At 64.2% G+C, this 24,105-nt stretch carries 26 protein-coding genes; 16 read left to right on the top strand and 10 right to left on the bottom strand.

The window, feature by feature from the left end; all coding sequences use genetic code 11:
- Positions 1 to 284: 284 nt before the first annotated feature.
- The gene (locus GWQ44_RS26385) at positions 285 to 743 is read right to left on the bottom strand and encodes a GNAT family N-acetyltransferase (protein ID WP_179596826.1); all 459 of its coding nucleotides are present in this window, start codon (positions 741 to 743) and stop codon (positions 285 to 287) included.
- 305 nt (positions 744 to 1,048) lie between these two features.
- On the opposite strand from GWQ44_RS26385, the gene GWQ44_RS26380 reads away from it, so the two are divergent.
- Complete coding sequence (locus GWQ44_RS26380; protein ID WP_275928620.1) at positions 1,049 to 1,663, top strand: LysE family transporter; 615 nt, start codon at positions 1,049 to 1,051, stop codon at positions 1,661 to 1,663.
- 11 nt (positions 1,664 to 1,674) lie between these two features.
- Here the strand turns inward: GWQ44_RS26380 and GWQ44_RS26375 are convergent, their stop codons facing one another.
- On the bottom strand, positions 1,675 to 2,556 hold the full coding sequence (locus tag GWQ44_RS26375) for a LysR family transcriptional regulator (RefSeq protein WP_179596828.1): 882 nt from the start codon (positions 2,554 to 2,556) through the stop codon (positions 1,675 to 1,677).
- Between the two features lie 124 nt (positions 2,557 to 2,680).
- Between GWQ44_RS26375 and GWQ44_RS26370 the strand changes: the two genes are divergently transcribed.
- The 4 genes from GWQ44_RS26370 to GWQ44_RS26355 all read left to right on the top strand — a co-directional run bounded on the left by GWQ44_RS26370 (position 2,681) and on the right by GWQ44_RS26355 (position 6,762).
- A complete protein-coding gene (locus GWQ44_RS26370; RefSeq protein ID WP_179596830.1) occupies positions 2,681 to 3,208 on the top strand; it encodes a GNAT family N-acetyltransferase in 528 nt (175 codons plus the stop codon).
- A gap of 109 nt (positions 3,209 to 3,317) precedes the next feature.
- Positions 3,318 to 4,028 carry a FadR/GntR family transcriptional regulator gene (locus GWQ44_RS26365; RefSeq protein WP_016965400.1) on the top strand — a complete coding sequence of 237 codons (711 nt, stop codon included), beginning with the start codon at positions 3,318 to 3,320 and terminating at the stop codon, positions 4,026 to 4,028.
- Positions 4,029 to 4,150: 122 nt separating this feature from the next.
- Positions 4,151 to 5,344, top strand: a complete 1,194-nt coding sequence (lhgO, locus tag GWQ44_RS26360; RefSeq protein WP_275928619.1) for an L-2-hydroxyglutarate oxidase — start codon at positions 4,151 to 4,153, stop codon at positions 5,342 to 5,344.
- Positions 5,345 to 5,433: 89 nt separating this feature from the next.
- Complete coding sequence (locus GWQ44_RS26355; protein WP_047303685.1) at positions 5,434 to 6,762, top strand: MFS transporter; 1,329 nt, start codon at positions 5,434 to 5,436, stop codon at positions 6,760 to 6,762.
- A 75-nt stretch (positions 6,763 to 6,837) separates the two neighbouring features.
- On the opposite strand, the gene GWQ44_RS26350 is transcribed toward GWQ44_RS26355, so the two are convergent.
- From GWQ44_RS26350 to mqo, 3 genes are all read right to left on the bottom strand, one after another.
- Complete coding sequence (locus tag GWQ44_RS26350) at positions 6,838 to 7,620, bottom strand: DeoR/GlpR family DNA-binding transcription regulator (RefSeq protein WP_275928618.1); 783 nt, start codon at positions 7,618 to 7,620, stop codon at positions 6,838 to 6,840.
- A gap of 68 nt (positions 7,621 to 7,688) precedes the next feature.
- On the bottom strand, positions 7,689 to 8,411 hold the full coding sequence (locus GWQ44_RS26345) for a GNAT family N-acetyltransferase (RefSeq protein ID WP_275928624.1): 723 nt from the start codon (positions 8,409 to 8,411) through the stop codon (positions 7,689 to 7,691).
- A gap of 270 nt (positions 8,412 to 8,681) precedes the next feature.
- Complete coding sequence (gene mqo / locus GWQ44_RS26340) at positions 8,682 to 10,319, bottom strand: malate dehydrogenase (quinone) (RefSeq protein ID WP_016965389.1); 1,638 nt, start codon at positions 10,317 to 10,319, stop codon at positions 8,682 to 8,684.
- Between the two features lie 724 nt (positions 10,320 to 11,043).
- Here mqo and GWQ44_RS26335 point away from each other — a divergent pair.
- Positions 11,044 to 11,538 (top strand): PaaI family thioesterase, encoded by a 495-nt coding sequence (locus tag GWQ44_RS26335; RefSeq protein WP_103742535.1) that lies wholly within the window; start codon positions 11,044 to 11,046, stop codon positions 11,536 to 11,538.
- A 20-nt stretch (positions 11,539 to 11,558) separates the two neighbouring features.
- On the opposite strand, the gene GWQ44_RS26330 is transcribed toward GWQ44_RS26335, so the two are convergent.
- The gene (locus GWQ44_RS26330) at positions 11,559 to 12,014 is read right to left on the bottom strand and encodes a tautomerase (RefSeq protein WP_275928617.1); all 456 of its coding nucleotides are present in this window, start codon (positions 12,012 to 12,014) and stop codon (positions 11,559 to 11,561) included.
- A 97-nt stretch (positions 12,015 to 12,111) separates the two neighbouring features.
- Here GWQ44_RS26330 and GWQ44_RS26325 point away from each other — a divergent pair, with 97 nt between their 5' ends.
- The 3 genes from GWQ44_RS26325 to GWQ44_RS26315 all read left to right on the top strand — a co-directional run bounded on the left by GWQ44_RS26325 (position 12,112) and on the right by GWQ44_RS26315 (position 14,793).
- Positions 12,112 to 13,071, top strand: coding sequence for a helix-turn-helix domain-containing protein (locus GWQ44_RS26325; protein WP_275928616.1), 960 nt, complete (start codon positions 12,112 to 12,114; stop codon positions 13,069 to 13,071).
- An 81-nt stretch (positions 13,072 to 13,152) separates the two neighbouring features.
- On the top strand, positions 13,153 to 13,848 hold the full coding sequence (locus GWQ44_RS26320) for a DUF1963 domain-containing protein (protein ID WP_275928615.1): 696 nt from the start codon (positions 13,153 to 13,155) through the stop codon (positions 13,846 to 13,848).
- 99 nt (positions 13,849 to 13,947) lie between these two features.
- Positions 13,948 to 14,793: a CAP domain-containing protein gene (locus GWQ44_RS26315; RefSeq protein WP_177435212.1), complete on the top strand. Its 846-nt coding sequence runs from the start codon at positions 13,948 to 13,950 to the stop codon at positions 14,791 to 14,793.
- A 118-nt stretch (positions 14,794 to 14,911) separates the two neighbouring features.
- Here GWQ44_RS26315 and GWQ44_RS26310 read toward each other — a convergent pair whose 3' ends face one another.
- Positions 14,912 to 15,586: an ATPase gene (locus tag GWQ44_RS26310; protein WP_275928614.1), complete on the bottom strand. Its 675-nt coding sequence runs from the start codon at positions 15,584 to 15,586 to the stop codon at positions 14,912 to 14,914.
- Between the two features lie 323 nt (positions 15,587 to 15,909).
- Here GWQ44_RS26310 and GWQ44_RS26305 point away from each other — a divergent pair, with 323 nt between their 5' ends.
- The 4 genes from GWQ44_RS26305 (at position 15,910) to GWQ44_RS26290 (ending at position 18,567) form a co-directional block, all read left to right on the top strand.
- Entirely contained in the window at positions 15,910 to 16,668 is a 759-nt protein-coding gene (locus GWQ44_RS26305; protein ID WP_072452364.1) for a hypothetical protein, read from the top strand.
- Between the two features lie 67 nt (positions 16,669 to 16,735).
- Positions 16,736 to 17,287 carry a hypothetical protein gene (locus GWQ44_RS26300; RefSeq protein ID WP_275928613.1) on the top strand — a complete coding sequence of 184 codons (552 nt, stop codon included), beginning with the start codon at positions 16,736 to 16,738 and terminating at the stop codon, positions 17,285 to 17,287.
- Positions 17,288 to 17,426: 139 nt separating this feature from the next.
- Positions 17,427 to 18,068 (top strand): LysE family translocator, encoded by a 642-nt coding sequence (locus GWQ44_RS26295; RefSeq protein ID WP_179596840.1) that lies wholly within the window; start codon positions 17,427 to 17,429, stop codon positions 18,066 to 18,068.
- Positions 18,069 to 18,081: 13 nt separating this feature from the next.
- Positions 18,082 to 18,567 (top strand): hypothetical protein, encoded by a 486-nt coding sequence (locus GWQ44_RS26290; protein ID WP_275928612.1) that lies wholly within the window; start codon positions 18,082 to 18,084, stop codon positions 18,565 to 18,567.
- Here GWQ44_RS26290 and GWQ44_RS26285 read toward each other — a convergent pair whose 3' ends face one another.
- Positions 18,568 to 18,750, bottom strand: a complete 183-nt coding sequence (locus GWQ44_RS26285) for a DUF1289 domain-containing protein (RefSeq protein ID WP_047303656.1) — start codon at positions 18,748 to 18,750, stop codon at positions 18,568 to 18,570.
- A gap of 3 nt (positions 18,751 to 18,753) precedes the next feature.
- Positions 18,754 to 19,125 carry a hypothetical protein gene (locus GWQ44_RS26280; RefSeq protein ID WP_042941186.1) on the bottom strand — a complete coding sequence of 124 codons (372 nt, stop codon included), beginning with the start codon at positions 19,123 to 19,125 and terminating at the stop codon, positions 18,754 to 18,756.
- Between the two features lie 113 nt (positions 19,126 to 19,238).
- On the opposite strand from GWQ44_RS26280, the gene GWQ44_RS26275 reads away from it, so the two are divergent.
- Positions 19,239 to 21,122, top strand: coding sequence for an amidohydrolase (locus tag GWQ44_RS26275; protein WP_275928611.1), 1,884 nt, complete (start codon positions 19,239 to 19,241; stop codon positions 21,120 to 21,122).
- Positions 21,123 to 21,223: 101 nt separating this feature from the next.
- Here GWQ44_RS26275 and GWQ44_RS26270 read toward each other — a convergent pair whose 3' ends face one another.
- Positions 21,224 to 22,795 carry a L,D-transpeptidase family protein gene (locus GWQ44_RS26270; RefSeq protein WP_275928610.1) on the bottom strand — a complete coding sequence of 524 codons (1,572 nt, stop codon included), beginning with the start codon at positions 22,793 to 22,795 and terminating at the stop codon, positions 21,224 to 21,226.
- Between the two features lie 153 nt (positions 22,796 to 22,948).
- On the opposite strand from GWQ44_RS26270, the gene GWQ44_RS26265 reads away from it, so the two are divergent.
- A complete protein-coding gene (locus GWQ44_RS26265; RefSeq protein ID WP_016965372.1) occupies positions 22,949 to 23,674 on the top strand; it encodes a murein L,D-transpeptidase catalytic domain family protein in 726 nt (241 codons plus the stop codon).
- Between the two features lie 106 nt (positions 23,675 to 23,780).
- Positions 23,781 to 24,098 (top strand): hypothetical protein, encoded by a 318-nt coding sequence (locus tag GWQ44_RS26260; protein WP_275928609.1) that lies wholly within the window; start codon positions 23,781 to 23,783, stop codon positions 24,096 to 24,098.
- The last annotated feature ends 7 nt before the right edge of the window (positions 24,099 to 24,105 follow it).

Raw genomic sequence — 24,105 nt, 5'->3', positions numbered from 1 at the left:
CTCGCCACGGCATGGTCAGATCCTCGGAATCGACCCTGCCAGTTAAAAACTGTTACCTATGTGCTTGAACTGGTTTGTTACCTATGTGGGTGAGTCATACCGGCAAGACTTTTTGCTTACTTTTGTGTCGTTTGACAAAAGTGAGTCGCCGTAAGGGCGAAACCCCAAGTGGCCGTGACCGCAGCAACGGATATGTACCCGTCCCACTCGCTGTAAAAGCGAAACCGCCAGCCGCCGTTACTGCAGCAACGGATATGTACCCCCCCTAGCACCAGCCCCCCGCCTTACAACTCCATCCGATACTCAATAACCCCCGGCTTGTACGCCACCCAGTCATACAACCGCTGGGCCCGTTTGTTGCTCTCTTGGGTATGCCAATACAGCCGCCCACACTGCCGTTCCCGGGCCAACGCCTGCACCCACTCGATCAGCAGCTTGCCCGCCCCGCTACCGCGAATAGACGGGGCCACGTACAGGTCTTCCAGATAGCAGAAGTCGCCAACGGCCCAGGTCGAGCGGTGCAACACCAGGTTGACGAAGCCGATCACTTCACCGCCCTGCACCGCCACTGCGGAATACATCGGTTCCCGCGAATCAAGGAAGCGCTCGAACGTGGTGCGACTGACCTCTTCGCTCAGCGTCACTTGATAGAAATCCTGATACGCCAGCCACAACGGCAGCCATTGCTGGTAATCCCCTGGTTGAATCGCCCGAACCGTAACCGCGGGTTGTTGATCGCTCATTGCGCGCTCCTCTTGATCATCCATACCGGGATCGGCCCCGGTTATTGAAAGCCACAGCCTAGAGCGTCAGTGGATGGTTTGATCAGGCCAATTTCAGAAATACAGGCAGACCACTTTGTCGTCCTTGGAAACGGATCGGGCACGCCATGAATCCTGAAACTACAAGCGCGCGGGTGCCCCGCAGGCATTGGCACAGCGGCGAACAATCGCTGCAAAACCACTTTGCATTCCTGGTGCTAACCCCGCCCATGGCGGCGCCTTAAGCTGGCGCCGGTGCAATCCGCATCGCCTTCCAGGAGCCGCCCGTGCCCCCGATCCACGACATCAACTGGCCGTTGTGGCTGTCCACCATGCTGCCCATGGCCCTGAGCGCCGGGCCCGGCAACCTGATGGTGGCCAGCTCCGGCGCCCACAGCGGGGTGCGCCGTTCCCTGCGCTTTATCCTCGGCCTCGACCTGACTTACTGGCTGCTGGCCTTGCTGGTGGGGCTGGGCCTGTACCACAGCCTGGCGGCGCAACCGCACTTGCTCTGGGGCCTGCGGCTGGCCGGCAGTCTGTACATTTTCTGGCGTGGCCTGCGCCTGTTGCTGCCACGGCGCGGCGTGCCCGGCGCAGCGACTGCTGCCTTGGGTTTTCGCGATGGCGTGCTGCTGCAACTGAGCAATGTGCAGGGCCTGGTGATGTTGCTGGTGATGTTCTCGACCTTCAGCCCAAGCACCGACGCCGGCAGCGCGGTGGTGCTGGTGCTCAGCGCCGCGCTGATCGCGGTCAATCTGTGCGGTCATCTGCTCTGGGCCAGCCTGGGTTGCAGTCTGCAAGTGCTGATACGCGACCGCCCCCGGTTGCTGGTGGCGCAAAACGCCCTGTTCGGCCTGCTGCTGATGGCGGTGGCCGTGTGGATCTTCCTGCGCGGCGCCTAGCTCGACCGCCCTCACCCGCCCTGCAGCCCGTGACGCGCCAGCAGCTCACAGAGAAACGCCACCACCCGGTCGACCCGCTCCTGGCCCTGGGTCGCCTGGTTGCGCAACAGCCAGATATCCGCGCGGTGGACCGGGGTCTTGGGCAGCACCCGGAGCAGGCCCAAGGGTTCTGCGATATAGGCCGGCAAGGCGGCAATCCCCAGCCCGGCCTGCACCGCCTTGAGCTGCGCCTCCAGATTGCCGGTGCGCATCCACAGCGGCTGGCCGCCGCTGAGCTGGTCCAGCCAGCGCGCCAGGGGCAGGTGTTCCAGGGCCTGGTTCCAGCCGATCAGCGAATGCTGGCCCAGGTCGGCCGGTTTCTCCGGGCCGCCATGGACCGAGGCGTAACCCGGTGAACAGAACAGCGCCTGGGTCAGCTCGCCGACCCGGCGCAGGGTGAAGTTGCCGGCCTCCGGCCGCTGCAGGCGCAGCAGCAGATCGCTGTGGCTCTGGGTGAGCTTGACCGAGCGCGCGGCATTGACGAAATCGAAGCTGATCTGCGGGTACTGCACGCGAAACTGCGCCAGGGCGGGGATGATCAGGTGGCTGCCCATCAGTTCCGGGCAATCAATGCGCACCACCCCCGCCATCCGCGCACCGGGCTGGGCCATGTGCCGCATCATCAGCTTGAACCGCTCTTCGGCCTCCAGGGCCATGGGCAACAAGGCGTGGCCGGCCTCGGTGAGGAAATAGCCCTGGGTGGTCTTCATGAACAACAGGGTGTTCAAGGCCTGCTCCAGCACCAGGATCTTGCGTGAAACCGTGGAGGCAGACACCTTCAGCGCCTGCCCGGCGTCGGTGATGTTGTTGGCATTGGCCACAGCGATGAAAAACCGCAGGTCGTCCCAGTTCACGTTTACCCGACCTATCCCTGAAAACCCAGGCCCGGGATCTTATGCGATATTGCCAGCGCGGCGATCAGACTTTTCTCAGGTAAAGTGCGCCAGATCTTTACTACCCATGGATCGGGAACCGCTCATGCTGGAACTGCACACCCCACGCCTGCACCTGCGCTCTTTGAGTCCCCATGACTGGGCACTGTTTCTGACCCTGCACAGCGATCCGGACAACCTGCGCTATGTCTGCGATCCGCTGTCCCGGGCCCAGATCGAGGAGCGCTTCACCTCGCGCCTGCCGCGCTGGGACCTCGACTCGACACACTGGCTGTGCCTGGTGATCCGTGATCGCGAGAGCGGCGAGGACTTGGGCCTCACCGGTCTGCGGATCAGCGACCGGGACGCCGCCGAAGCCGAGGTCGGCTACCTGCTGGCCCCTGGTCACCAGGGCCGGGGCGTGGCCGCAGAGTCGCTGCGCGGGCTGATGGACTACGCCCGCCAGCATCTGGGCATCCAGCGCCTGGTCGCCACCGTCACCGACGGCAATGTCGCGTCCTGTCAGGTCCTGAAAAAGTGCGGTTTCGTCCTCCTGCGCCGCGACGAAGGCGCCTTCCGCCAGGGCGGCGAGGACTTCGACGACCTGATATTCAGCTGCCCGCTGACCGCCTGAACCCGGATCTGTCAGAACAGCCCCGCTCTTGCCGCGTGGTTTTTTCTTGACAGTGAAAAATCTCAACCGCTATTGTCTGACAACCTGACTGCCACGGTTTTTCCTTCCCATGCTCGAACTCCAGCGACCTGACTCCCTCGTTGTCCGCGTGGTCAATGCGATCCGCAGCGAGATCGATTCCGGCCGCCTGGCGCCCGAATCGCGCCTGCCCACTGAACAGCAGTTGGCCGAACAGTTGAATGTCAGCCGTTCCGTGATTCGCGAAGCCATCGCCCAGCTCAAGGCTGACGGCGTGTTGATCGCCCGGCGTGGCCTGGGTTCGTACATTTCCAAGACCCCGGCCGGCACCGTGTTCCGTTTTCCCCAGGGCAACGGGCGCTTGCCGGACCTGGCGCAGATGTTCGAGATGCGCTTGTGGATCGAAACCCAGGCGGCGTCGATTGCCGCCCAGCGCCGGGACGCCGCCGACCTGCAACGGATGCAGCAGGCGCTGCAGGAAATGCACGACAAACGCAGTGATTTCGAAGCCGCGGGGCTGGCCGACGTGGAGTTCCACCGGGCCATCGCCGAGGCGAGCAAGAACGACTACTTCGTGGCCTTCCATGATTTTCTGCGCAGCCAGTTGACCAGCGCGCGCAAGGCCGCCTGGGAGAACTCGGCGCTGCGCATGGTCGGCGGTTCCGCCGATGCCACCCAGGAACACCAGGCGCTGTACCAGGCGATTGCCGCCGGCGACCGCCAGGCCGCGGCCGGTTGCGCCGACGCCCACTTGCGCGCCGCGGCCAAGCGCCTGGGCCTGGAGTTGCCCACTACAGATTAAGAATTAACAACGGCGGCGCGCTTGAGGCTTCAAGCGTCGCAGCCCGGGATTTTGTCGGATTACTTAGTCTGACAACCTGATAACCAGACCGAAACAGATTAGAGCCAAGGTATCCAAGAACAATGACTTACGACTTTTGCATCATCGGCGGCGGCATCGTCGGCCTGGCCACGGCGATGGAGATCCTCAAGCGCCAGCCCGGCGCTTCGCTGGTGATCCTGGAAAAGGAAAACGTCCTGGCCAAGCACCAGACCGGGCACAACAGCGGGGTGATCCACGCCGGCATCTACTACGCGCCGGGCAGCCTCAAGGCCGACCTGTGCAAGCGCGGGGCCGAGGCCACCAAGCAGTTCTGCCGCGAGCACGGAATCAAGTTCGAGGTCTGCGGCAAGGTGCTGGTGGCATCCAATGCCCTGGAAGTGCAGCGCATGGAAGCGCTGTACCAGCGCTCGCAACAGAACGGCCTGAAGGTCGAGCGCCTGGACGCCGAGCAACTGCGCCAGCGCGAACCGAACATCGTCGGCCTTGGCGGGCTGTTCCTCGACGCCACCGGCATCGTCGACTACCGCGAAGTCTGCGAAACCATGGCCCGGGTGATCCGCCGCGACGGCGGCGAGATCTGCCTCAGCCAAACCGTCACCGCGATCCAGGAAAGCGCCGACAGCGTCACCGTCAGCAGCCACGGCGGCAGCTGGCGGGCGAAGAAGCTGGTGGCCTGCGCCGGCCTGCAATCGGACCGCCTGGCGGTGATGGCCGGGGTCAGGATCGAGCACCAGATCATCCCCTTCCGTGGCGAGTACTTCCGCCTGCCGGAGGCGAAGAACAACATCGTCAATCACCTGATCTACCCGATCCCCGACCCGGAGTTGCCGTTCCTCGGGGTGCACCTGACCCGCATGATCGACGGCAGCGTCACCGTCGGCCCCAACGCGGTACTGGGCCTGGGCCGGGAGAACTACAAGAAGTTCTCCATCAACTGGCGCGACGTGGCGCAGTACGCCAGCTTCCCCGGGTTCTGGAAAACCATCTGGCAGAACCTTGGCTCCGGCACCACCGAAATGAAGAACTCGCTGTTCAAGTCCGGTTACCTGGAGCAGTGCCGCAAGTATTGCCCGTCCCTGCAAGTCGAGGACCTGCTGCCCTATGAAGCGGGGATCCGCGCCCAGGCGGTGATGCGCGACGGCAGCCTGGTGCACGACTTCCTGTTCGCCCAGACCCCGCGCATGTTGCACGTGTGCAACGCGCCCTCGCCCGCCGCCACCTCGGCGATTCCCATTGGTTCGATGATCGCCGACAAGATTTTCCAGGCCGACTGAAACACCGACGCGGCACGCCCTTTGGGCGCGCCGGGCAAGACTCGCGTCAACTCGACAATAAATACAATGATTCATGAGGAAGTACGGAAATGAGCGCAGTTGAAACCAGCAGTACTGCAGCGGAAACCCCACAACAAACCCGGAAACGCCTGCGCAAGGTCGCGGCGGCCACCATCTTCGGCTCGATGCTGGAGTGGTACGACTTCTACCTCTACGCCACCATGGCGGCCATCGTCTTCTCGAAGATCTTCTTCGATAACAGCAACCCGAAAAGCGCCACGCTGATGGCCTTCTCGACCTTTGCCATCGGCTTTATCGCCCGGCCCTTCGGCGGCATCCTGTTCGGCTACCTGGGGGACAAGTTCGGCCGCAAGCAGGTGCTGGTGCTGACCTTCTGCCTGATGGGCGTGTGCACCGCGCTGATCGGCCTGATCCCCAGCTACGCCTCGATCGGCATCTGGGCGCCGATCCTGCTGGTGGCGATCCGCATCATCCAGGGCCTGGGCGCCGGCGCCGAACTGTCCGGCGCGGCGGTCACCTCCTATGAACACGCCAGCGAAGGCAAGCGCGGCAGCCAGGGTGCCTGGCCGGCGCTGGGGCTGAACCTGGGCCTGCTGCTGTCGTCGCTGACCATCTACCTGCTGACCATCAACGGCAACGAGTTCCTCTTGGCCGGCGGCTGGCGCATTCCGTTCGTCTGCAGCATCGTCCTGGTGGCGGTGGGCCTGTGGGTGCGCAACAGCATTCCGGAAACCCCGGAGTTCAAGGAACTGAGCAAGGAAAGCCAGAAGGCCAAGCCCTCGCCGCTCACGGCGCTGTTCAAGAATGACCTCAAGGGCCTGGCGGTGGTGTTCTTCGTCGCCATTGGCTACAACGCCCTGAGCTACATCTTCAAGACCTTCTCCCTGGCCTACCTGACCCAGTACAAGAACGTCGATGTGCACGTCACTTCGCTGTCGGTGACCATCGCCAGCCTGATCGCCATCGTCGCCGTGCCGTTCTTCGGCTGGCTGTGCGACAAGTGGAGCAGCAAGGCGGTGCTGGTGCTCGGCGGGGTGTTTTCGCTGCTGTTCGCCTACCCGTTCCTGGCCCTGCTCAACACCGGCGACAGCCTGATGATCTACATCGCCATTGGCGTGGGCACCGGCATCCTGGCGCCCATGATGTTCGCGCCTCAGGGCTCGTTCCTCAGCCGCCAGTTCCCCACCGCCACCCGCTCCTCGGGGTTCGGCACCGGGCGTGAAATCGGCACCGCGATCGCCGGCGGCCTGGCGCCGCTGGGGGCCCTGTCCCTGGTCACCGCCTCGGCCACTCACTCCACCGACGGCGTGGTGATCATCCTCGCCGTGGCCGCCGTGCTGGTGGTGGTGTTCGCCCTGTGCGACCAGGGCCGCAAGCATTCGGCCTTCAAGAACTGACGCGGTATTCAACCCTCCACAGCGCCCCTGGCGGCCTGTGGAGATCCGGCGCCTGGCAGGTGCAGGCCCTCGGGCTCAGATCTGCACCACCTCGATTCCCAGGCGCCGGTAATCCTCGATGTCGCCGCTCGCCACCTGCTGTTCGGTGAGCATCCGCTGCAGGCGATTGCACGGCACCACCACAAAGGGCTCCATGGCCCCCAGCTTGTCGGCGGTGGTCACGGCGATGACTTGCGCGGCGCTGTCGAACATCGCCTGTTTGAGCGGCACTTCATCGAAATGCAACGAGCTGATGCCGATCTCCGGATGGATCGCACAGACCCCGGTGAACATCAGGTCGGCCTTGATTCCCTGGATCATGTGCAGCGCTTGATGGCCGCTGACGGACAGGGTCGCCGGGTTGAGCTGGCCACCGGCAAGGATCACCTTGACCCCCGGGTACTCGGCCAGGGCCACGGCAATCAGCGGCGAGGCGGTGACCGCGGTCAGACGGATATCGGCCGGCAGGGACTGGGCGATATGCAAGGTGGTGGAGCCGGAATCGAACAGCACTGTCTGGCCGTCCTGCACCCATCGCACGGCATATTGCGCCAGGCGCAGCTTCGCCTCATTGATTTCGCCGACCCGGGTGAAATAGTCCTTGCCGCTGTCCTTGGGTCGCGGCAGCGCGCCTCCGTGGACCCGCAGCACCAGGCCGGCGGCATCCAGCTCGGCCAGATCGCGGCGGATGGTGTCTTCGGACACCGCGAAGTGCCGGCTCAGCTCGGCGGCCAGGACCTTGCCGTCGCGTTCGAGTAGAAGCAGGATCTTTTGTCGACGCAGGGATGGCAGCTCGGCTACCGAATGCAGGTTTTGCATGTTCTTGCCCGTTTTTGCGTGTTTTCGCGAGATTAGCCAAGCCCTCTCGCGAACACAAGCCTGGGCATTCAGGCGATCAACTGGGGAGCGCGCGCGTTGTACAGCGCGGCCTCGCCCAAGCGCTCGCGCACCAGGGCCTGGGCCTGGCGGGTCATCTGGTCCAGCTGCCGGTCGCGCTTTTTCTCCGCCTCCAGCATGGCCTTGCGCCCGTGCTGGGCCAGCAGGTAAGTGTGGATCTGCCGCACTTCCACCGATTGGTAGATCGGCGCCACATCCAGTACCGCCAGCAGGCCGTCGCTGCCATGGTCGCGGGTATTCATCAGCACCTGCGGGCCGCGGGCGCTCAGCAATTGAAAGCCCAGGGCCTCGAAGCACGCCACTTTGGCCACGTGACAGGCCAGCTCGGCATGGGGGTAACGCGCCAGCATGGCTTGCAGCATCTGCCGGGCAATGCCCTGGCGCCGATGGCTTTGCAGCACCGCCATGTAGGCCACGGCGCAGGCCTGGGGATCGTCCTTGAGCGGCAGGTACAGGGTGAAGCCCAGCACCTGCTCAGGGTCCTGAGTGTCGGTGGCCACCACCAGCTCTACCGCGATCCCCCGGGAACCGTCCATGGCCTGCAGGTACAGGTGCACCTCGTAGCCGACGCCGTACTGGTAAAGGTTGTACAGCGGGTTGCTGGGGGCGATGGCCAGCGCGCTGATGTCGGTGATGTAGTCCACCACCATCTGCTGGATCTGGCTCAGGATGGTTTCGGGCGGTGGGGCTTGGAACAGGGTGATGCTGGACATCGAGGCGGTGACTCCGAGGATGGGGGCAGGCCCGGGCGTGGCGGGCGGCGCCATGATAACCCGCCACGGGCCGCTCAGGCGCAGCACCACGCCGGGGCGACGGGCACGCTGGGTCATGGAAAATGCTGGAAATGGCTTGAACGAGAAACAGATGCCGGCCGGGCCGGCAGGTTGCGAGCGCCGCTTGGGGAGCGTCGCAACCGGCACAGGATACGGCGGCACAATGGCCGCCGCGGTGCCCCACCCGACGAACGCGGACGGGGCCGAGGCTTACAGCGCCATGTCGGCCGCTGGGTTGCTCTCGGGCTTGGCCAGGCTGGCCGGAGCCTGGGGCGCTGCACCTTTCACCGCAGGTGGCGGGGTCAGTTGCAGCACTTCGGCGGTGTAGGCCCACTCTTTGGCGACACGCTCGGGGCTGTCGTTCAGGGCGGTGCCGTAGCTCGGTACGATCTGCTTCAGCTTCTCTTGCCAGGCCGGAGTCGCAACCTGGTCCTTGAAGACTTTCTGCAGCACGCTGAGCATGATCGGCGCGGCGGTCGAGGCACCAGGCGAAGCGCCCAGCAGGCCGGCGATGCTGCCATCCTGGGAAGCGACGATCTCGGTGCCCAGTTTCAGCACGCCGCCCTTCTCTTCGTCGCGCTTGATGATCTGCACGCGCTGACCGGCCTGCCACAGGCGCCAGTCTTCTTTCTTGGCGTTGGGGAAGTATTCCTTCAGGGCGTTGAAGCGGTCGTCATCCGACAGCATCAGCTGGCCGGCCAGGTATTCCACCAACGGGTACTGTTCGATGCCGACTTTGGTCATCGGCCAGAAGTTGTGGGTGGTGGTGCTGGTCAGCAGGTCGAAGTACGAACCTTCCTTGAGGAACTTGGTGGAGAAGGTAGCGAATGGGCCAAACAGGATCACCCGCTTGCCGTCCAGCACGCGGGTGTCCAGGTGCGGAACCGACATCGGCGGAGCGCCCACCGAAGCCTTGCCGTAGGCCTTGGCCAGGTGCTGCTCGGCCACCGTGGCGTTGTCGGTCACCAGGAACGAACCACCCACCGGGAAGCCGGCATAGTCGTTGGCTTCAGGAATGCCCGACTTCTGCAGCAGGTGCAGGGCACCGCCGCCAGCGCCGATGAACACGAACTTGGCGTCGGTCTCGGTTTTCGAACCGTCCTTGAGGTTCTTGTAGGTCACGCGCCACGAGCCGTCTTGATTGCGCTCGATGTCCTGCACTTCGCTGGACAGCTTGAGGGCAAAGTTCGGCTGGGCTTGCAGGTGGGCAACGAACTGGCGAGTGATCTCGCCGAAGTTGACGTCGGTGCCGATCGGGGTCCAGGTCGCGGCGATCTTCTGCGCCGGATCACGACCTTCCATCATCAGTGGCACCCACTTCTTGATCTGCTCGGCGTCTTCGGAGTACTGCATGCCGCTGAACAGCGGGCTGGCCTGCAGGGCCTCGTAGCGCGCCTTCAAGAACTTGATGTTGTCATCGCCCCAGACGAAGCTCATGTGCGGCGTGGAGTTGATGAACGAACGCGGGTTCTTCAGCACGCCGTTCTTGACCTGCCAGGACCAGAACTGCCGGGAAATCTGGAACGCTTCGTTGATCTCGATGGCCTTGGCGATCTCGATCTTGCCGTCCTTGCCTTCCGGGGTGTAGTTCAGCTCGGCCAAAGCGGAGTGACCGGTACCGGCGTTGTTCCAGCCGTTGGAGCTTTCTTCAGCCACGCCATCCAGGCGCTCGACCATCTCCATCGACCAATCGGGCTGCAGCTCGTTGAGCCAGACCCCGAGGGTCGAACTCATGATGCCGCCACCGATCAGCAGTACATCCACTTTCTTCGGCTCAGCCGCGTGCGCGGTCGTGAGGCCTATCGACATCGCCAGCCCGATCAGGGCCGTGTTCACTTTCTTCAACATTCTGTAGTACCTACGATAGAACGCCATCCGCCGCCCCATCCTCGATCCTGCACGCTCGGCACCTGACGAAACAGGCATTTCGCAGGCCCTGGACACGCGCATTCAGAAGAACTGGAGGGTGGGCACACAAGGCCGACGAGACTGGCTCGACCTCAGTTTTATATCGCTCGGGCGCTGACTTCTTATCGTTTTTGGCTTCAGCTACTTGAGTGACACTTGTTTCTCGGGACACATCACGGGGCACCGCCTGCCGGCTGCGCAGCCCCACTCCTTTCACCGGCATCGGCCTCGGCACGACGCACAATGCCGACGCCCGTCGACACGGGGCCAGCAGCAAAAGAAGGGTCGGGTTCAACCAAAGAAGGTCAACGAACACTGCCTGACATTGCATTCGGCAGGTTTGCCCGGACACTCCCGCCCACGTGCAAGGACCCGGTCAGGCCACTTGAAGCAAAGCATGGGGGAGGTATTTCCGCACAAACGATGAACCGATTCAGCGCAAGAATATCATTACGGCATCAGCCTGTCTTGAGCGGAGCGGCTGCCCCGGGCCCCGGACAAACCGCGACCCACTACGACACCCGCCGCAATCAATGCGTCACAACGCCGCTGGCCGGTCACCGCGCCACAGCGCTGCACTGCGCCTTGGCGGGCAGCGATGGCGCGGGCATCATGAGCGCCTGCAACACCTGCCAGACCATCGTCAAGGACAAGAAGAACAACCATGCACGAAACCTCCCTGCAAGACACCACCGCCCCCGAGGGCGTGTGCTTCGGCTGCGGCAGCCGCAACCATCATGGCCTGCACATCAAGAGCCACTGGCACGCGGACGGCGTGCATGTGGTCGCCGAGCACCTGCCCGATGCCAAGTACTGCGGCTGGCCGGACCTGGTCTACGGCGGCCTGATCGCCATGCTGGTGGACTGCCACTCCAACTGGACCGCCATGGCCTACCACTACCGCCACGAACAACGGGAACCGGGCAGCCTGCCACGCATCGACTGCGTGACCGGCAACCTGGGCATCAAGTTCATCAAGCCCACGCCCATGGGCGTGCCCCTGACCCTGCGGGCCCGGGTCGACGGCGAGGTGGGCCGCAAGAGCCGGGTCATCTGCGAGGTGTATGCCGGCGACGTGCTGACCGCCATCGGCGATTCGATCTTCGTCCGGGTCGATACCGCGCAACTCGCAGCGGCGGCCCACGGCCGCGATGCCTGAGCCCGGGCCAGAAACCTGAGCTACTGACCAGTCGCCTGGGACAGGTGCCGATACCCCGCCGCCCGGGTGAAATCCGCCAGCTGCCACAGCGTGCCATTGGCGCCCCAGGTGCCATCGGGTACTTCATCCAGCAGGATCGAGGTCATCAGCACCCGCCCGTCCTCTGCCGACCGGCACGCGGCCAGGACCTGATGCAACCCGGCGACATAGGCCTGGCGCCGGGCAGCATCGAGCACCCCAGCGGGCACCTTGACCTGCACCAGGCAAGGCAGCGCCTGGGCACCAGGATCGGCGCCGCCACAGCGCCAGGCGCCCGGGGCCAGCTCATCCAGCAAGACCCAGCACAGCGCCCGCTGACGCGGGTCCTCGCCGATCTGCTCCACGTCCAGCGCCACTTGCGTCACTTCCTGCAGGATCCGCTCACGCTGCTGGGCATCGAAGGCGCCCTGGGGAATCTTGATCAGGATGTTGGGCATTGCTATCACCATTCGAAGAAAAATGAACTGCTATTGAGCCTCTTGCCCCGCTCGGCCAACAGCGACCGATTCGACATCTTTCGTGCATAATCGGCCAATGAACGATTTCACCGTACTGCTGCTTCCCGGTGCCTTTGCCTCCAGCGTCGCCCTGACCCTGGACATACTGTCCTGCGCCGCCCTGCTGGCTCCGCGCTTGGGGCTGGGCGCGCCGCGCTGGCGGGTCTGTGCACTGCACGCTGGCCAGGTGCGCCTGGGGCAAGGCTTGCTGCTGGAAGTCGAGGCCCTGGACGCCACGGCCGACGACCGCTCCTGCTGGATTCTGCCGGGGCTGGGCCTCGACACCCCGGAAGCCATCGCCCAGCGCCTGCAGCAAGCGGATGTGGCACCCGTGCTCCAGGCCCTGCGCCATCACGTGCAGAGCGGCGCGCCAGTCGCGGCGTCCTGTTCCGCCGTGTTCCTGCTGCAGGCCGCGGGGCTGCTGCACGGGCGCCGGGTGACCACCTCCTGGTGGCTGGCGCCGCTGCTGCAGGAGTGGGTCGCCGACTGCTGCGTGGACCCGGATCAGATGGTCATCGTCGATCCGCCGCTGACCACCGCCGGTGCCGCCCTGGGCCAGTCCGACCTGTTGCTGCACTTGCTGCGCAGGCACTTCTCCCCGGCCCTGGCGGACGCCGTGGGACAGGTGCTGCTGATTGATCGGCGCCAGTTGCAAGCGCCTTGTACGGTTCCGGCGATGATGGCCCAGGGCAGCGCCCTGATCGGTCGTCTCAGCGCCCATATCGAAGCCTGCCTGCCGCGGCTGCCCAGCGTCGGCGAACTGGCGGCGCAGTTCGGCATGTCCGAACGCACCCTGGGCCGTCAGGTGCGCAAGGCCACCGGCCACAGCAGCTTGCGCCTGATCCAGCGCGTGCAACTGAACCGCGCCCGGGCGCTGCTGCAAAACAGCAAGTACTCGGTGGAAAGCGTCGCCGAACAGGTCGGCTATCAGGACGCCACCGCCCTGCGCCGGCTGATGCGCAAGCTGCTCAACGCCACGCCGCGACAGCTGCGTTGAACACCGACGCGCTACTGCCGCCCCGCCGCCTTTGTTACATTGCCCGCCCCCCTACCCACTGACAGGAAATCAGCCCTGACCATGGACATTCAGGAAATCCAGCGGCGCCTGGCCAAGCCGGCGCTGCAACTGATCCCCGGCGGTTTTCGCCCCACCCACAGTGACGAGGAAAGCTGGCTGGGCCGGGTGTTTCTGTTTCGCGAGGATGAAGAGCTGCCACGCAACAGCGCCGGGGAACCCCTGCTGCCATTCGCCCAGTTGCATCTGCCGGCCCTGCCCTGGCACAGCCCGCTGTTGGAAGGCGTGCGGGTGCTCACGGTGTTCATCGCCAACCCTTTCCCCGAACCCCTGGAGCCCATGGGCGAGCGCTGGCTGATTCGCGAATACCGTGCCGAGGATGTCCTGGTACGCAAGGAGCTGACCGCCCCGGGAGCTTTTCTCAAACCCTTCCCGCTCAAGGCCGAAGCCGTGCCCGCGGACTTTCCGCTGTGGGACGGCGGTGGCGTGCCGGAGGACCTGGAGCGGGAAATCCTCGAACTGGAAAACACCGGGCAGATCGAGTGCTACTACGACCTGGTGAGCCATTGCTACCAGCACAAGCTCGGGGGCTACCCCTCGTTCTGCCAGTCGGGGATCGATGCCGGGGACGGTTTCGAATTCGTGATGCAGATTTCCTCCGACACCAAGATCAACCTCAACGTGGTGCACGGCGGCAGCCTGATGTTCTGGAAGCATCCCGGCAGCGGCGAATGGGCGCTGTACTACGACTTCTATTGAGGCCTACCGGCTAACATCGATTTCATCCAGCGGCGGATGAAATGCCCCGGCGCCGGGTGCATCATGGGCGCTGCCATTTTTCCGGAGACTTGCATGCCCATGCGCTCATTGCTCTTGCCCGCCGCCGCCCTGTCGCTGGGCTTGCTGGCGGCCACCGGCGCCGCCGCCGACGACCAATCGCAACTGATCGAGTCGATCAACGCCTACCGCAGCCAGCCGCAACGCTGCGCCAACCAGGCCTCCTCGGAGTTGCCGCCACTGGCCAGCGATCCGCGGCTGATCCTGCCGGTGGACAATATCGGCGACTTGCAACAGGCCATGTCCCGGGCGGGCTACCCCATGGTCAACGTGCAGGCCATCAGCCTCTCCGGGCCACGGGATGCCCAGGCGGCAATGCAGGCGGTGCGCGAGAGCTTCTGCCAGGTGGTGCTGGACCCGCAGTTCGTCGATATCGGCGTCAATCGCCAGGCCAACCAGTGGCGCATCGTCCTCGCCCGGCCGTTGCTGTCCGCGCGTCTCGGCGATTGGCAAGCCGAGGGCCAGCAACTGCTGGCCCAGATCAACACCGCCCGCAGCCAGCCGCGGCAATGCGGCGAGCAGCGCTTCGCCGCCACCGCGCCGCTGGCCTGGAACGCCACCCTGGGCAGCACCGCCGAAGCCCACAGCCGGGCCATGGCCAACCAGAACTACTTCGATCACAAGGACCACGACGGCCGCACCCCGGGCGACCGCGCCGAGCTGGCAGGCTATGCCGGCCAGCAGGTGGGCGAAAACATCGCCGCCGGCCAGGACAGCGTGCGCAAGGTGCTGGACGGCTGGCTGGCCAGCCCCGGGCATTGCGCCAACCTGATGAACCCGGCCTACCGCGAACTAGGCGCGGCCTATGCGGTGGACCCGAAAAGCGACGCCGGCATCTACTGGACGGCGATGTTCGGCGCGCCTTGAGGCCCAAGGGTACGGGCGTGGCGCAGGGCCGGCCCAGGCCGTCGACAGCCTTCGCTCATGCCCCGAAACGCAAACGCCCCGATCAATCGGGGCGTTTTTCGTTCCGGCAAGCATCTGACTAGCGATTGGTCGCCACCTGCCCGGCCTCACCCTGACTCACCAGGGCCTTGAGCGATGCATCGAACTGCTTCAGCGCGTCGACCTGCAGTTCGGTCTGCTGATTGATCTGCGCCGCGATCTCCGGCGCCGCCTTGCCCCGAACCCAGACCGACGGCAGGACCTTGGCCTGGATGCCTTCGGCCTGGCCGATGTATTGCAGGTTGGCGTCATAGAACTTGGCGATAAAACGCGCTTCCACCTTGCTGTTGCCCTTGGTCACCAGCTGGTTGTAGGTGTCGAGCATCACCACCGCATCGGGGCGGGCCTGGACCAGCGCATCGAGGCTGTCATACAGCGTCACGCTGGCAAAGTGCTTCTGCAACGACGCCATCAACCAGTTGATCGCCCGCTGCGGGTCGGAGCTGTCGACAAAGGCCGCACTGATGCGCGGGTCGAGCCCGGCATTTTTTGCCCCGTTCAGCGCCACCGAGTGGTAGTGCTCCAGGTATTGCAGGGTATTGAGGGTGTTTTCGCTGTATAGCACCCCGACCGACTGGGCGTGCCGCAGATCGGCGCCGCTGTCCGCCATGGGCAAGAAGTGGCAGGACATGTCATCGGCGGCGAAGGCTGTCGCAGAAGCACCGGTTCCCGCGATCAAGACAACCACAAGGGTCAATAGAGTCGAGATTCTCATCGGGTGTTTCCTTCTGCAGCCAGCACGGTGTAAGCGCCATCTTCCTCCTTTGCTGGAAAAACGGAACCTGCACTTTTTGATGATAACTATCGATTGCAGCAATGATGTAAAAGGCCTGGACACTTGAGCTGCTTTTGCATTGATCGCCCGCGCCCAGGACTGCAAAAACAGACTCTGCTTTACCGTTCCCGTCGATACTGGATAATGGCAACTCGCCATAGCCGAACAGTACTCCTCTGCCATGAGGTCCACTGGAAAAACTGCCTGACAAACGCCTGCAAGAACGCATGATCCGACTACGGAACAAGGAGCCAGTACCGTTGATGTCATCTCAAGATTCAATCGCACCGTCGACCCGCACCCAGAAACTCACCTCATTGATCACTCGGGGAATGGCGGGCCTCGGAGTCGTACTGAGCGGTCTGTGGGCCCTGATTACTTATGCGGTCCCCGATCCCAGCGTCTTCGGTTTCAGCTTCATCAGCTGGAAAAATGTAGTGTTGCTGGTCAGCACCTTCCTGTTCCTGGGGGCGGTATCCCTGGGCTGGCAGATGCGCAACCTCACGCCCCTGCTGAGAGGCGTGCTGCAGTTCGGCCTGGCCTGCATCCTCTCCTTCGGCTTTTTCATCCTTGGCACCGAGTACGCCAAACCCTCGTTCGAATTCGCCAAGCTGCAGGCCAAGATTGTCGAAAACGAAGGCAACAACCTCCTGGGCCGACGCATTGAAGTGTTGGATAACGTACGTTTCGAACTGGAAGGCTGTGAAAACATCGGCCGCTTGCCGACCTGCTCATTCGAGCTGACCAACCTCAACCTTGATCGCAATTTCAGTTTCGACAATGGCACTCGTCTGTTCGACGAATCCGGCGGGCCACTGACCTTCAACTCCATTCGGGTGGGGCAGGTCGAGTCCCATTCCTGGCTGGACTTCCAGCTGATTCGCAATGTACCGACCCGGGTCACCCTGATCTTTCAGCAAAGTAACAACAAAATGAGCAAAACCCCGGCCATCAAGCTGGTATTTCGTGATGGCAACAATGACCCGCTGACCCTCAAGTTCAGCGACGTGGCCATGCAGTAAATCGACCTCGACCAACCAGCCGGTGCCTGAACACTCGATAAATCAGGAACTGTCAGCGGAGCCCCGGATGAATACCTCGCACCTGGACACCTTGCGTCGCACCATCGCTCAATGCCCCCTCAGCCCGCCTCCGGAACCTTGGAAGCTGGTCACTGAGCGAGCCGCAGGCAGCCTGTTGGAAGTCGGTTTCGATCGTGAGTCTGAGCTGTTGCTGGTGACCTCCAGTTCAGGACGAAGTGTCATCGACTGCCTGACGGGTGAAAAAATTGCCCGGGACTATACGCAGGACGTCGAAAGCAACCGTTACCTCGAGGCCCAGGGGATTGGGCCTCTAGCGGGCAAGACCATCGCCATGTCGGGTATCAATGGCGGCAGTCTGCCCCTGGGTAGCAACGACGGCTGGCAGGTCGAGAGTGTCTCCCTGGCATGGCCCGAACATCACCTGCTGCTGGTGGAGCCTGGATCTTGGCTGTATGGCGCCCAGATCCATCGACCGGCGGTTTTCCACAAACTGGCCATTGAAGCCGGCTACAGAGCTTTTGGCTTTTCCTACAGCGGCCGCACGCTGATCATTGCGTCGTCCTGCGATCTGACGGTGTATCACCGCAATACCTTCTAGGCGCTACTGACAATTGCCAACCGAGCGCGGCACTTGCAGTCCAAAACTGCCCAGACGCAGCCTGGAAGTTTTTGGCTTACAGCCTGGTGCTGCCCCCTATAGAATCGACCCCCCTTTTTCTGCAAGACGAGTCCGAACCATGGATGCTCACTCGATATTGACCTACACCCTGGTGGCGGCCATCGCCATTGCCAGCCCCGGCCCCGCTACCCTGGTGGCGCTGCACAACAGCGTGGCCTACGGCGCCAAGTCCACTATCTGGTCATCGTTGGGCAATGTCAGCGGGCTGTTCTGCATGTCTGCCGCGGCCATGCTCGGCCTCGGCGCGCTGATCGCCAGTTCCGAGTGGGTTTTCAATGCGGTGAAGATCGTCGGTGCCGGCTACCTGTTCTACCTCGGCGCCAAGCAGCTGTTCAGCAAGCGCCAGCTGCTGAGCGCCAGCAGCGCCGACAACGGCAAGCTCGCGCCGCCGCCACGCTTCAAACTGTTCAAGTCGGCCTTCCTGACCGCCGCCACCAACCCCAAGGCGACGATCTTCTTCACCGCGCTGTTCCCGCAGTTCATCGACCAGCACACCGCGCTGCTGCCGCAGTTCTTCATCCTGACCCTGATCTTCATGGCCCTGTCGCTGACCTCCCTCAGCGTCTATGCGCTGCTCGCTTCCCGGGCCAAGGGCGTGTTGACCCGCCCGGCGCTGTCCAAATGGGTCAATCGCGTGGTGGGTTCGACCTTCATCTTCTTCGGCACCAGCATCCTGGCCATGCGTCGGCAAACGGTCTGAGCGATTAAACGTAATGCAGATAGATCTACTCAACGAATCGCTGCTCGGCCACTGGGAAACCTCTGCAGGCGTGCTGCAATGCGAATTGCAGTTCGGCAGCCGCCTGGTCTACGTCCAGCACCCCAGCAACGAACCGCCCCAGCGCCGGCTCACGGCCGCGCAGCAAGGGGTGCAGGCCGTCTGGGATGACATCCCCCAGGCCCTGGCCTTTGCCGAGCGCCTGTGCGTACCCGGCATGCGCAAGGCCTGGCAGCTGTACGCACAAGGCCTGCTGTCGTGCCCGCCACTGGAGGTCTACTCGATTCATTTCCAGATCAACAGCCCTTACCCGTCCTACACCATTTCCCAGAACCCGGATTTCGACTGGGGGACCAGCCTGACGGTGGAGGACGAGCAGGGACAGGTGCACCGCCTGTCTCTGGCCGAGTACGAACCTGGGGAAGACTTCTGGCTGAGCGTGCGGCGCCTGGGCGTCGGCCAATTCCAGAGCGATACCTGATCAGCCCTTCTTTTTCTGCAAGGCCTTGAGCCGCGCACTGGCGCGCTGCACCGCGGCCATCTTTTCCGGGCGCTTCATGCGCTTCCATTGGCGGATGTCGTCCTTGCTGCGCCCGCAACTCAGGCACAGGTCGCCACTGAGCCGGCACAGGGCGATGCACGGATTGTCGATTTCCTTGGCCATGGCTCAACCCCGCCCAGGGCGCAGGCGCTTCAGGCGTTGCGCCCAATCGCCAGCATTGATCCGCCGGCATTGCTCTTCGCTGTCGAAAAACACATGGCTCGCCAGCGGTTCGAGGTGAACCCCGGCTTCGCCCAGGGCCCAGGCCGTCAGCTCGATCATCCGCGCGCCCTGGCCCGCCGCCAGGGCCTGCTCCTTGTGGGCTTGGGTGTCGAAGATCCAGGCCACCACCAGGCTTGCCGGAAAGGCGGCGTAATCCACTTCGTGGGTCAGCCAGGAAAAACCGATGATCTCTGCCTTGGCGGCCTCGCAGGCTTGGGTCAGGGTGGCGGCCAGCAGACGCTCCATGGCGGCCTGCTGGCGTTTGTTCAATGGCATGACGACCCTCAACAGGCAAAAAAGGCCGCACACGATACCTCAAGTGTTTCACTCAGGACGCATCTTTGCGTCTAGGCTTGAGCCCTCCTGCGTACCGTCAAGGAAGAACGATCATGTCTCGCCCCTCCCTCACACTGCTCCTGGCCGCGATCCAGCTCGCCTGCGGCACCGCCATGGCCGCCACGGGCGCTCCGATAGCCGACGCCATCTGGTTCAACGGCCCGATCATCACCATCGACGACCAGCACCCCAATGCCCAGGCCGTGGCGGTGAAGGACGGCAAGATCCTCGCCGTGGGCGACAAGCAGCGAGTGCTGAAGAACCAAGGCCCGGCCACACAGATGCTCGACCTCAAGGGCGCCACCCTGCTGCCGGGTTTCATCGACCCCCACGGCCATGTGTCGATGGTCGGCTTCCAGGCCGCCAGTGCCAACCTGCTGCCACCGCCGGACGGTGCCAACAACAGCATCCCCAAGCTTCAGCAAACCCTGCGCGACTTCGAGCAGCAGTCGCCGATCCCCAAGCAGTTCGGCGTGATGTTCGGCTTTGGCTATGACGATTCCCAACTTCAGGAGCAGCGTCATCCGACCAAGGACGAGCTGGACGCGGTGGCCAAGGACGTCCCCATCGCCATCGTCCACCAGTCCTCGCACCTGGGGGTGCTCAACAGCAAGGCCCTGGAACTGGCGAAGATCGACGCCTCGACCCCTAACCCGGAAGGCGGGGTGATCCGTCGAGTCGAGGGCAGCCAGGAACCCAACGGCGTGCTGGAGGAAAACGCCTTCTTCAATGCCCTGATCAAGATCTTCCCCAAGCTCAGCGCCGACCAGGCGGTGGACATGCTCAGCGCCGGGCAGAAGCTGTACATCAGCTATGGCTACACCACCCTGCAGGACGGTCGCTCCTCTGCGGACCAGATCAAGACCGCGATCAAGGCCGCGGGCGAAGGCAAACTGCTGGCGGACATCGTTTCCTACCCGGATATCCTCACCCCCGGCACCCGGGAAACGCTGGTCGCGCCCTGGTATCACCCGAGCAACCAGCCAGTGGTGTACAACCAGCACTTTCGCATCGGCGGGGTCAAACTGACCCTGGACGGTTCGCCCCAGGGCAAGACCGCCTGGCTGAGCCAGCCCTACTTCAAGCCGCCCCAGGGCCAGGACGCCAGCTATGCCGGCTATGGCGTGATCAAGGACGCCGACGCCCTGGCCATCTACAAGGAAGCCCTGGCCAACCGCTGGCAGATCCTCTCCCACACCAACGGCGACCGGGCCATCGACCAGTTGCTGAGCTCGATGCGCGCCGCGGAAAAAGCCTACCCCGGAGTCGATGTGCGTCCGGTGATGATCCACGGCCAGACTCTGCGCCAGGACCAGGTGGCCGAGCTCAAGCAACTGAAGATCTTCCCGTCACTGTTCCCCATGCACACTTATTACTGGGGCGACTGGCACCGCGAATCGGTGCTGGGCCCGGAACGTGCGCAAAACATCTCGCCGACCCAATGGGTGCTCAAGGCCGGGATGAAATTCACCACCCACCACGATGCGCCGGTGGCCCTGCCGGACTCCATGCGAGTGCTGGCGGCCACAGTCAATCGCACCACCCGCAGCGGCTATGTGCTGGGCCCGGACCAGCGAGTGACGCCTCTGCAAGCGCTCAAGGCCATGACCCTGTGGTCGGCCTACCAGCACTTCGAGGAGGATCGCAAAGGTTCCATCACCCCGGGCAAGCTGGCGGACTTCGCCGTGCTCTCGGCCAATCCGCTGACCGTGGCGCCCGCGACCCTGAGCGAGATCCAGGTGCTGAAGACGGTCAAGGAAGGCCGGGTGATCTATGAGCGACCCGCCCAGGTGGCGCTGCGACCAGCACCGCTGGGCATGCATGGCGACCCGTCGCTGCCGCGGCCCCAGGGCATCAAGGCGGTGGTCCAGGGTGACGGCGATCTGGGGCCGGCGCTGGAGGTGATCTATGACCGGCTGGCGCCGGCGCAGCCTTGAAAGCGCCGGGACCCGGCCCCGTGCCGGGTCTTGCTGGCGGCTGAACCCGAACGGGCCGGTTGAACGCGGCGCCCCGCGGTTCAGCGCGCGCCAGCTCGCGCCTACAGGAGCTTGCTGCCCAGGGCGCTGGACAGCACCTCGTCATGCCCATAGATGTCCGGGGCGTACAGCAACTGCCCATGGCTGTCGGCCTGCACCGTCCAGTAGCTGAGCAGGATCGGCACCGGCTTGGCCAGGCGGAACTCATGGGTCAGGCCGGTGGCCAAGAGGTCGTTGGTGCGCAGCCGTTCCGCCGGACTCAGCAGCCAGTCGCGCAGTTGCAGCGCCTGTTCGACCCGCACGCAGCCGGAGCTGAAGGCCCGCGGCCCCTTGCTGAACAGGGCCTGGCTCGGGGTGTCGTGCAGGTACACCGAGAACGGGTTGGGAAAGCGGATGGCGATGCGTCCCAGGGGGTTGCGCGGCCCCGCGCCCTGGCGCAGGAGGATATTGCCCGGACGTTCCCAGTCGATGTCCTCGGCGGCCAGGGGCTGGCCATTGGCGTCCAGTACCTGCAGGTTCTGGCGGTCGAGGAAGCCCTGGTCACGGCGGATCTCCGGCAGCTTGTCTTCCTTGAGGATGGTCGGAGGCACGGTCCAGGTGGGGTTCAGGGTCAGGCGCGTGACCTGGGATTTGAGCAACGGGGTCTGACGCTCGGCGCGGCCGACCTGGGTGCGGGTCTGCCAGACCACCGCGTCGTCCTTGTAGAGGGTCAACTGCGCCGCGGCGACATTGACCAGGACGATGTTCGGTTCGAAATCCTGGGCCAGCCAGCGCAGGCGTTCAAGGTTGATGCGCAACTGCTCGCGGCGCTGGGCCGGGCTGACGTTGAGCTCCTTGAGGGTGCCCGCGCCAATCACGCCATCGGCCTGCAGCGAGTGACTGAGCTGGAAGTTTTTCACGGCGCTCACCAGCTCACTGCCGTAGGTATTATCCGCACTGACCTCAGGGCTCGGCAGCAGGCCGCCGCGGTACAGGCGCAGGGCCAGGTCGGGGACGCGCTTGTCCTGCATGTCCGGACGCAGCAACGGGCCGCCGGCCACTGCCGGCCATTGGGGCAAGGGTTGCTGGCGAAGCCGGGCATAGGCCTGGCGCAGGTTGCGGTACTGCTCAAGGTTGGGCCGGGCCTGTTCAAAGGCCGTGGCCAGATGCTCGATGCCCGGCACGGCCAGCGCCAGCAACGCCGCCTGGCGATCGTCCGGTAGCGGCTGGGCTCGCCACAGGGGTTCGAAGCGGGTCTGCGACAGGCGTCCGTAATGCAGGTCCTGCAAGGCTTGCAGGTACTGCTGGCTGATTTCGATGTCGTGACACGGGTCGGCCGCCGGACTGTTCGACGGCAGGCGGTAATGGCTAGGGTCCAGACCGTCGTCCACCAGTTGCGCCAGCTGCGCCTGCAGGTCGGCCAAGCGTCCTTCGACGCCCCACAGCGGCTGCTCGCCCTGCTGCTGGTAGAAGCCCTGCAACAGCTGCTGCCGGGCAGGATTCACGCGCGTGGCCAGGGTCGGACACGCCACCGCCAGTTGGGTCAGCGCCTGTTGCATCGGACTCGCCGGCAGCGGCGCCTGCTCCCCGGCCAGCGCGACCAATGGCGCAGCGAGCAAGCACAGGCTCAAGTAACATGCGTGTTTTTTGAACAACTGCTTTACTCCAATCCGTGGCCATCCACTTGACGGCCAATCGTTACCGCAGATGGGGAAGTCAATCAGGCCCGGGCCTTGAATATATAGACCAGCCCGCCGGGGGAACGACAGGATGTCGGGAGCCAAAGTGACCATGGGGATGCACTATACATGTTGACCTTCTTGTGCCGATTCTGCCTGGCGGCCATTGCCCTGGGCGCCATTTGCAGTCCTTCTTTCGCCGCCAACAAACCTCGCCCCGCCGCCAGTCCCGCGCTGTACGCCAGCCTCGCCCACGCCGCGCCGGAACTCAATCCCCAGGCCCTGAAAAGCGCCCTCAGCGCCATGCAATGCGCGGTCGCCAGTGGCGCCCGCCAGGCCCGGCACCTGGCGGTGATCGACTACTCGCAACCGTCCACCGCCCGGCGCCTGTGGATCTTCGACCTGCGCAGCAAGAAACTGGTGCTGCGCGACCTGGTGGCCCACGGCCAGAAGTCCGGGGAAAACTTCGCCACCCAGTTCTCCAACCGCCTGGGCAGCTACCAGTCCAGCCTGGGCCTGTTCCGCACCCAGGAAAGCTACGAAGGCAGCCATGGCTACTCGCTGCGCATGGACGGCCTGGAGCCCGGCTTCAACGACCGGGCCCGGGACCGCGACATCGTGATCCATGCCGCCGACTACGTGAACCCCTTGTGGAGCCAGCGCCAGGGCCGCATCGGCCGCAGCCAGGGCTGCCCGGCGGTGCGCCCGCAAGTGGCGCGCCAGGTGATAGACAAGCTCAAGGATGGCCAGTTCATGTTCTCCTGGTACCCGGACCAGCGCTGGCTGAAATCCTCGGCCTACCTCAACTGCCAGCCGCGTCAGGTGGCGAGCATCCTCAGTGCCAATGGCGGCTGAACAAACGCGCTGAACGCAGCGGCCAGCCCGCTGCCGGGTTGCGCCGAGCGCCGGCGGCGAGATACCGTTGCCGACCTGGAACGCCACCTCGCCCGAGCCGGACCTCATGCCTTCAGCGCACTCCCTGCTTCTCCATCATCCCGGACCACGCCCGGCGTTCTACCGGGTTGCCGAACACCTGTGGGGTGCCGGCTGCAACGTGGACTCCGATGGCGACAGCCGAACCGCCGACGATGAGCAGTGGACCGAGCTGACCCTGATACTGCGCGACTCCAGCCAGCAACGGCTGGACATCGATCCACTGTCCCTGACGCCCCTGGTCTTGCTGATCCGCGCCTCAGAGGCGGGTCTAGGCGAAAGGGCCGCGCACTTCATCCAGTCGGTGGCAGGCGGCACACTCCAGGCACACATCAAGGACCGATAAGGATCGG

The organism is Pseudomonas sp. 3MA1 (genome assembly GCF_029237275.1).
Lineage (GTDB): Bacteria > Pseudomonadota > Gammaproteobacteria > Pseudomonadales > Pseudomonadaceae > Aquipseudomonas > Aquipseudomonas fluorescens_AP.
The sequence above is the reverse complement of the archived record's forward strand: the minus strand, read 5'-3'. Positions and strand labels throughout refer to the sequence as shown.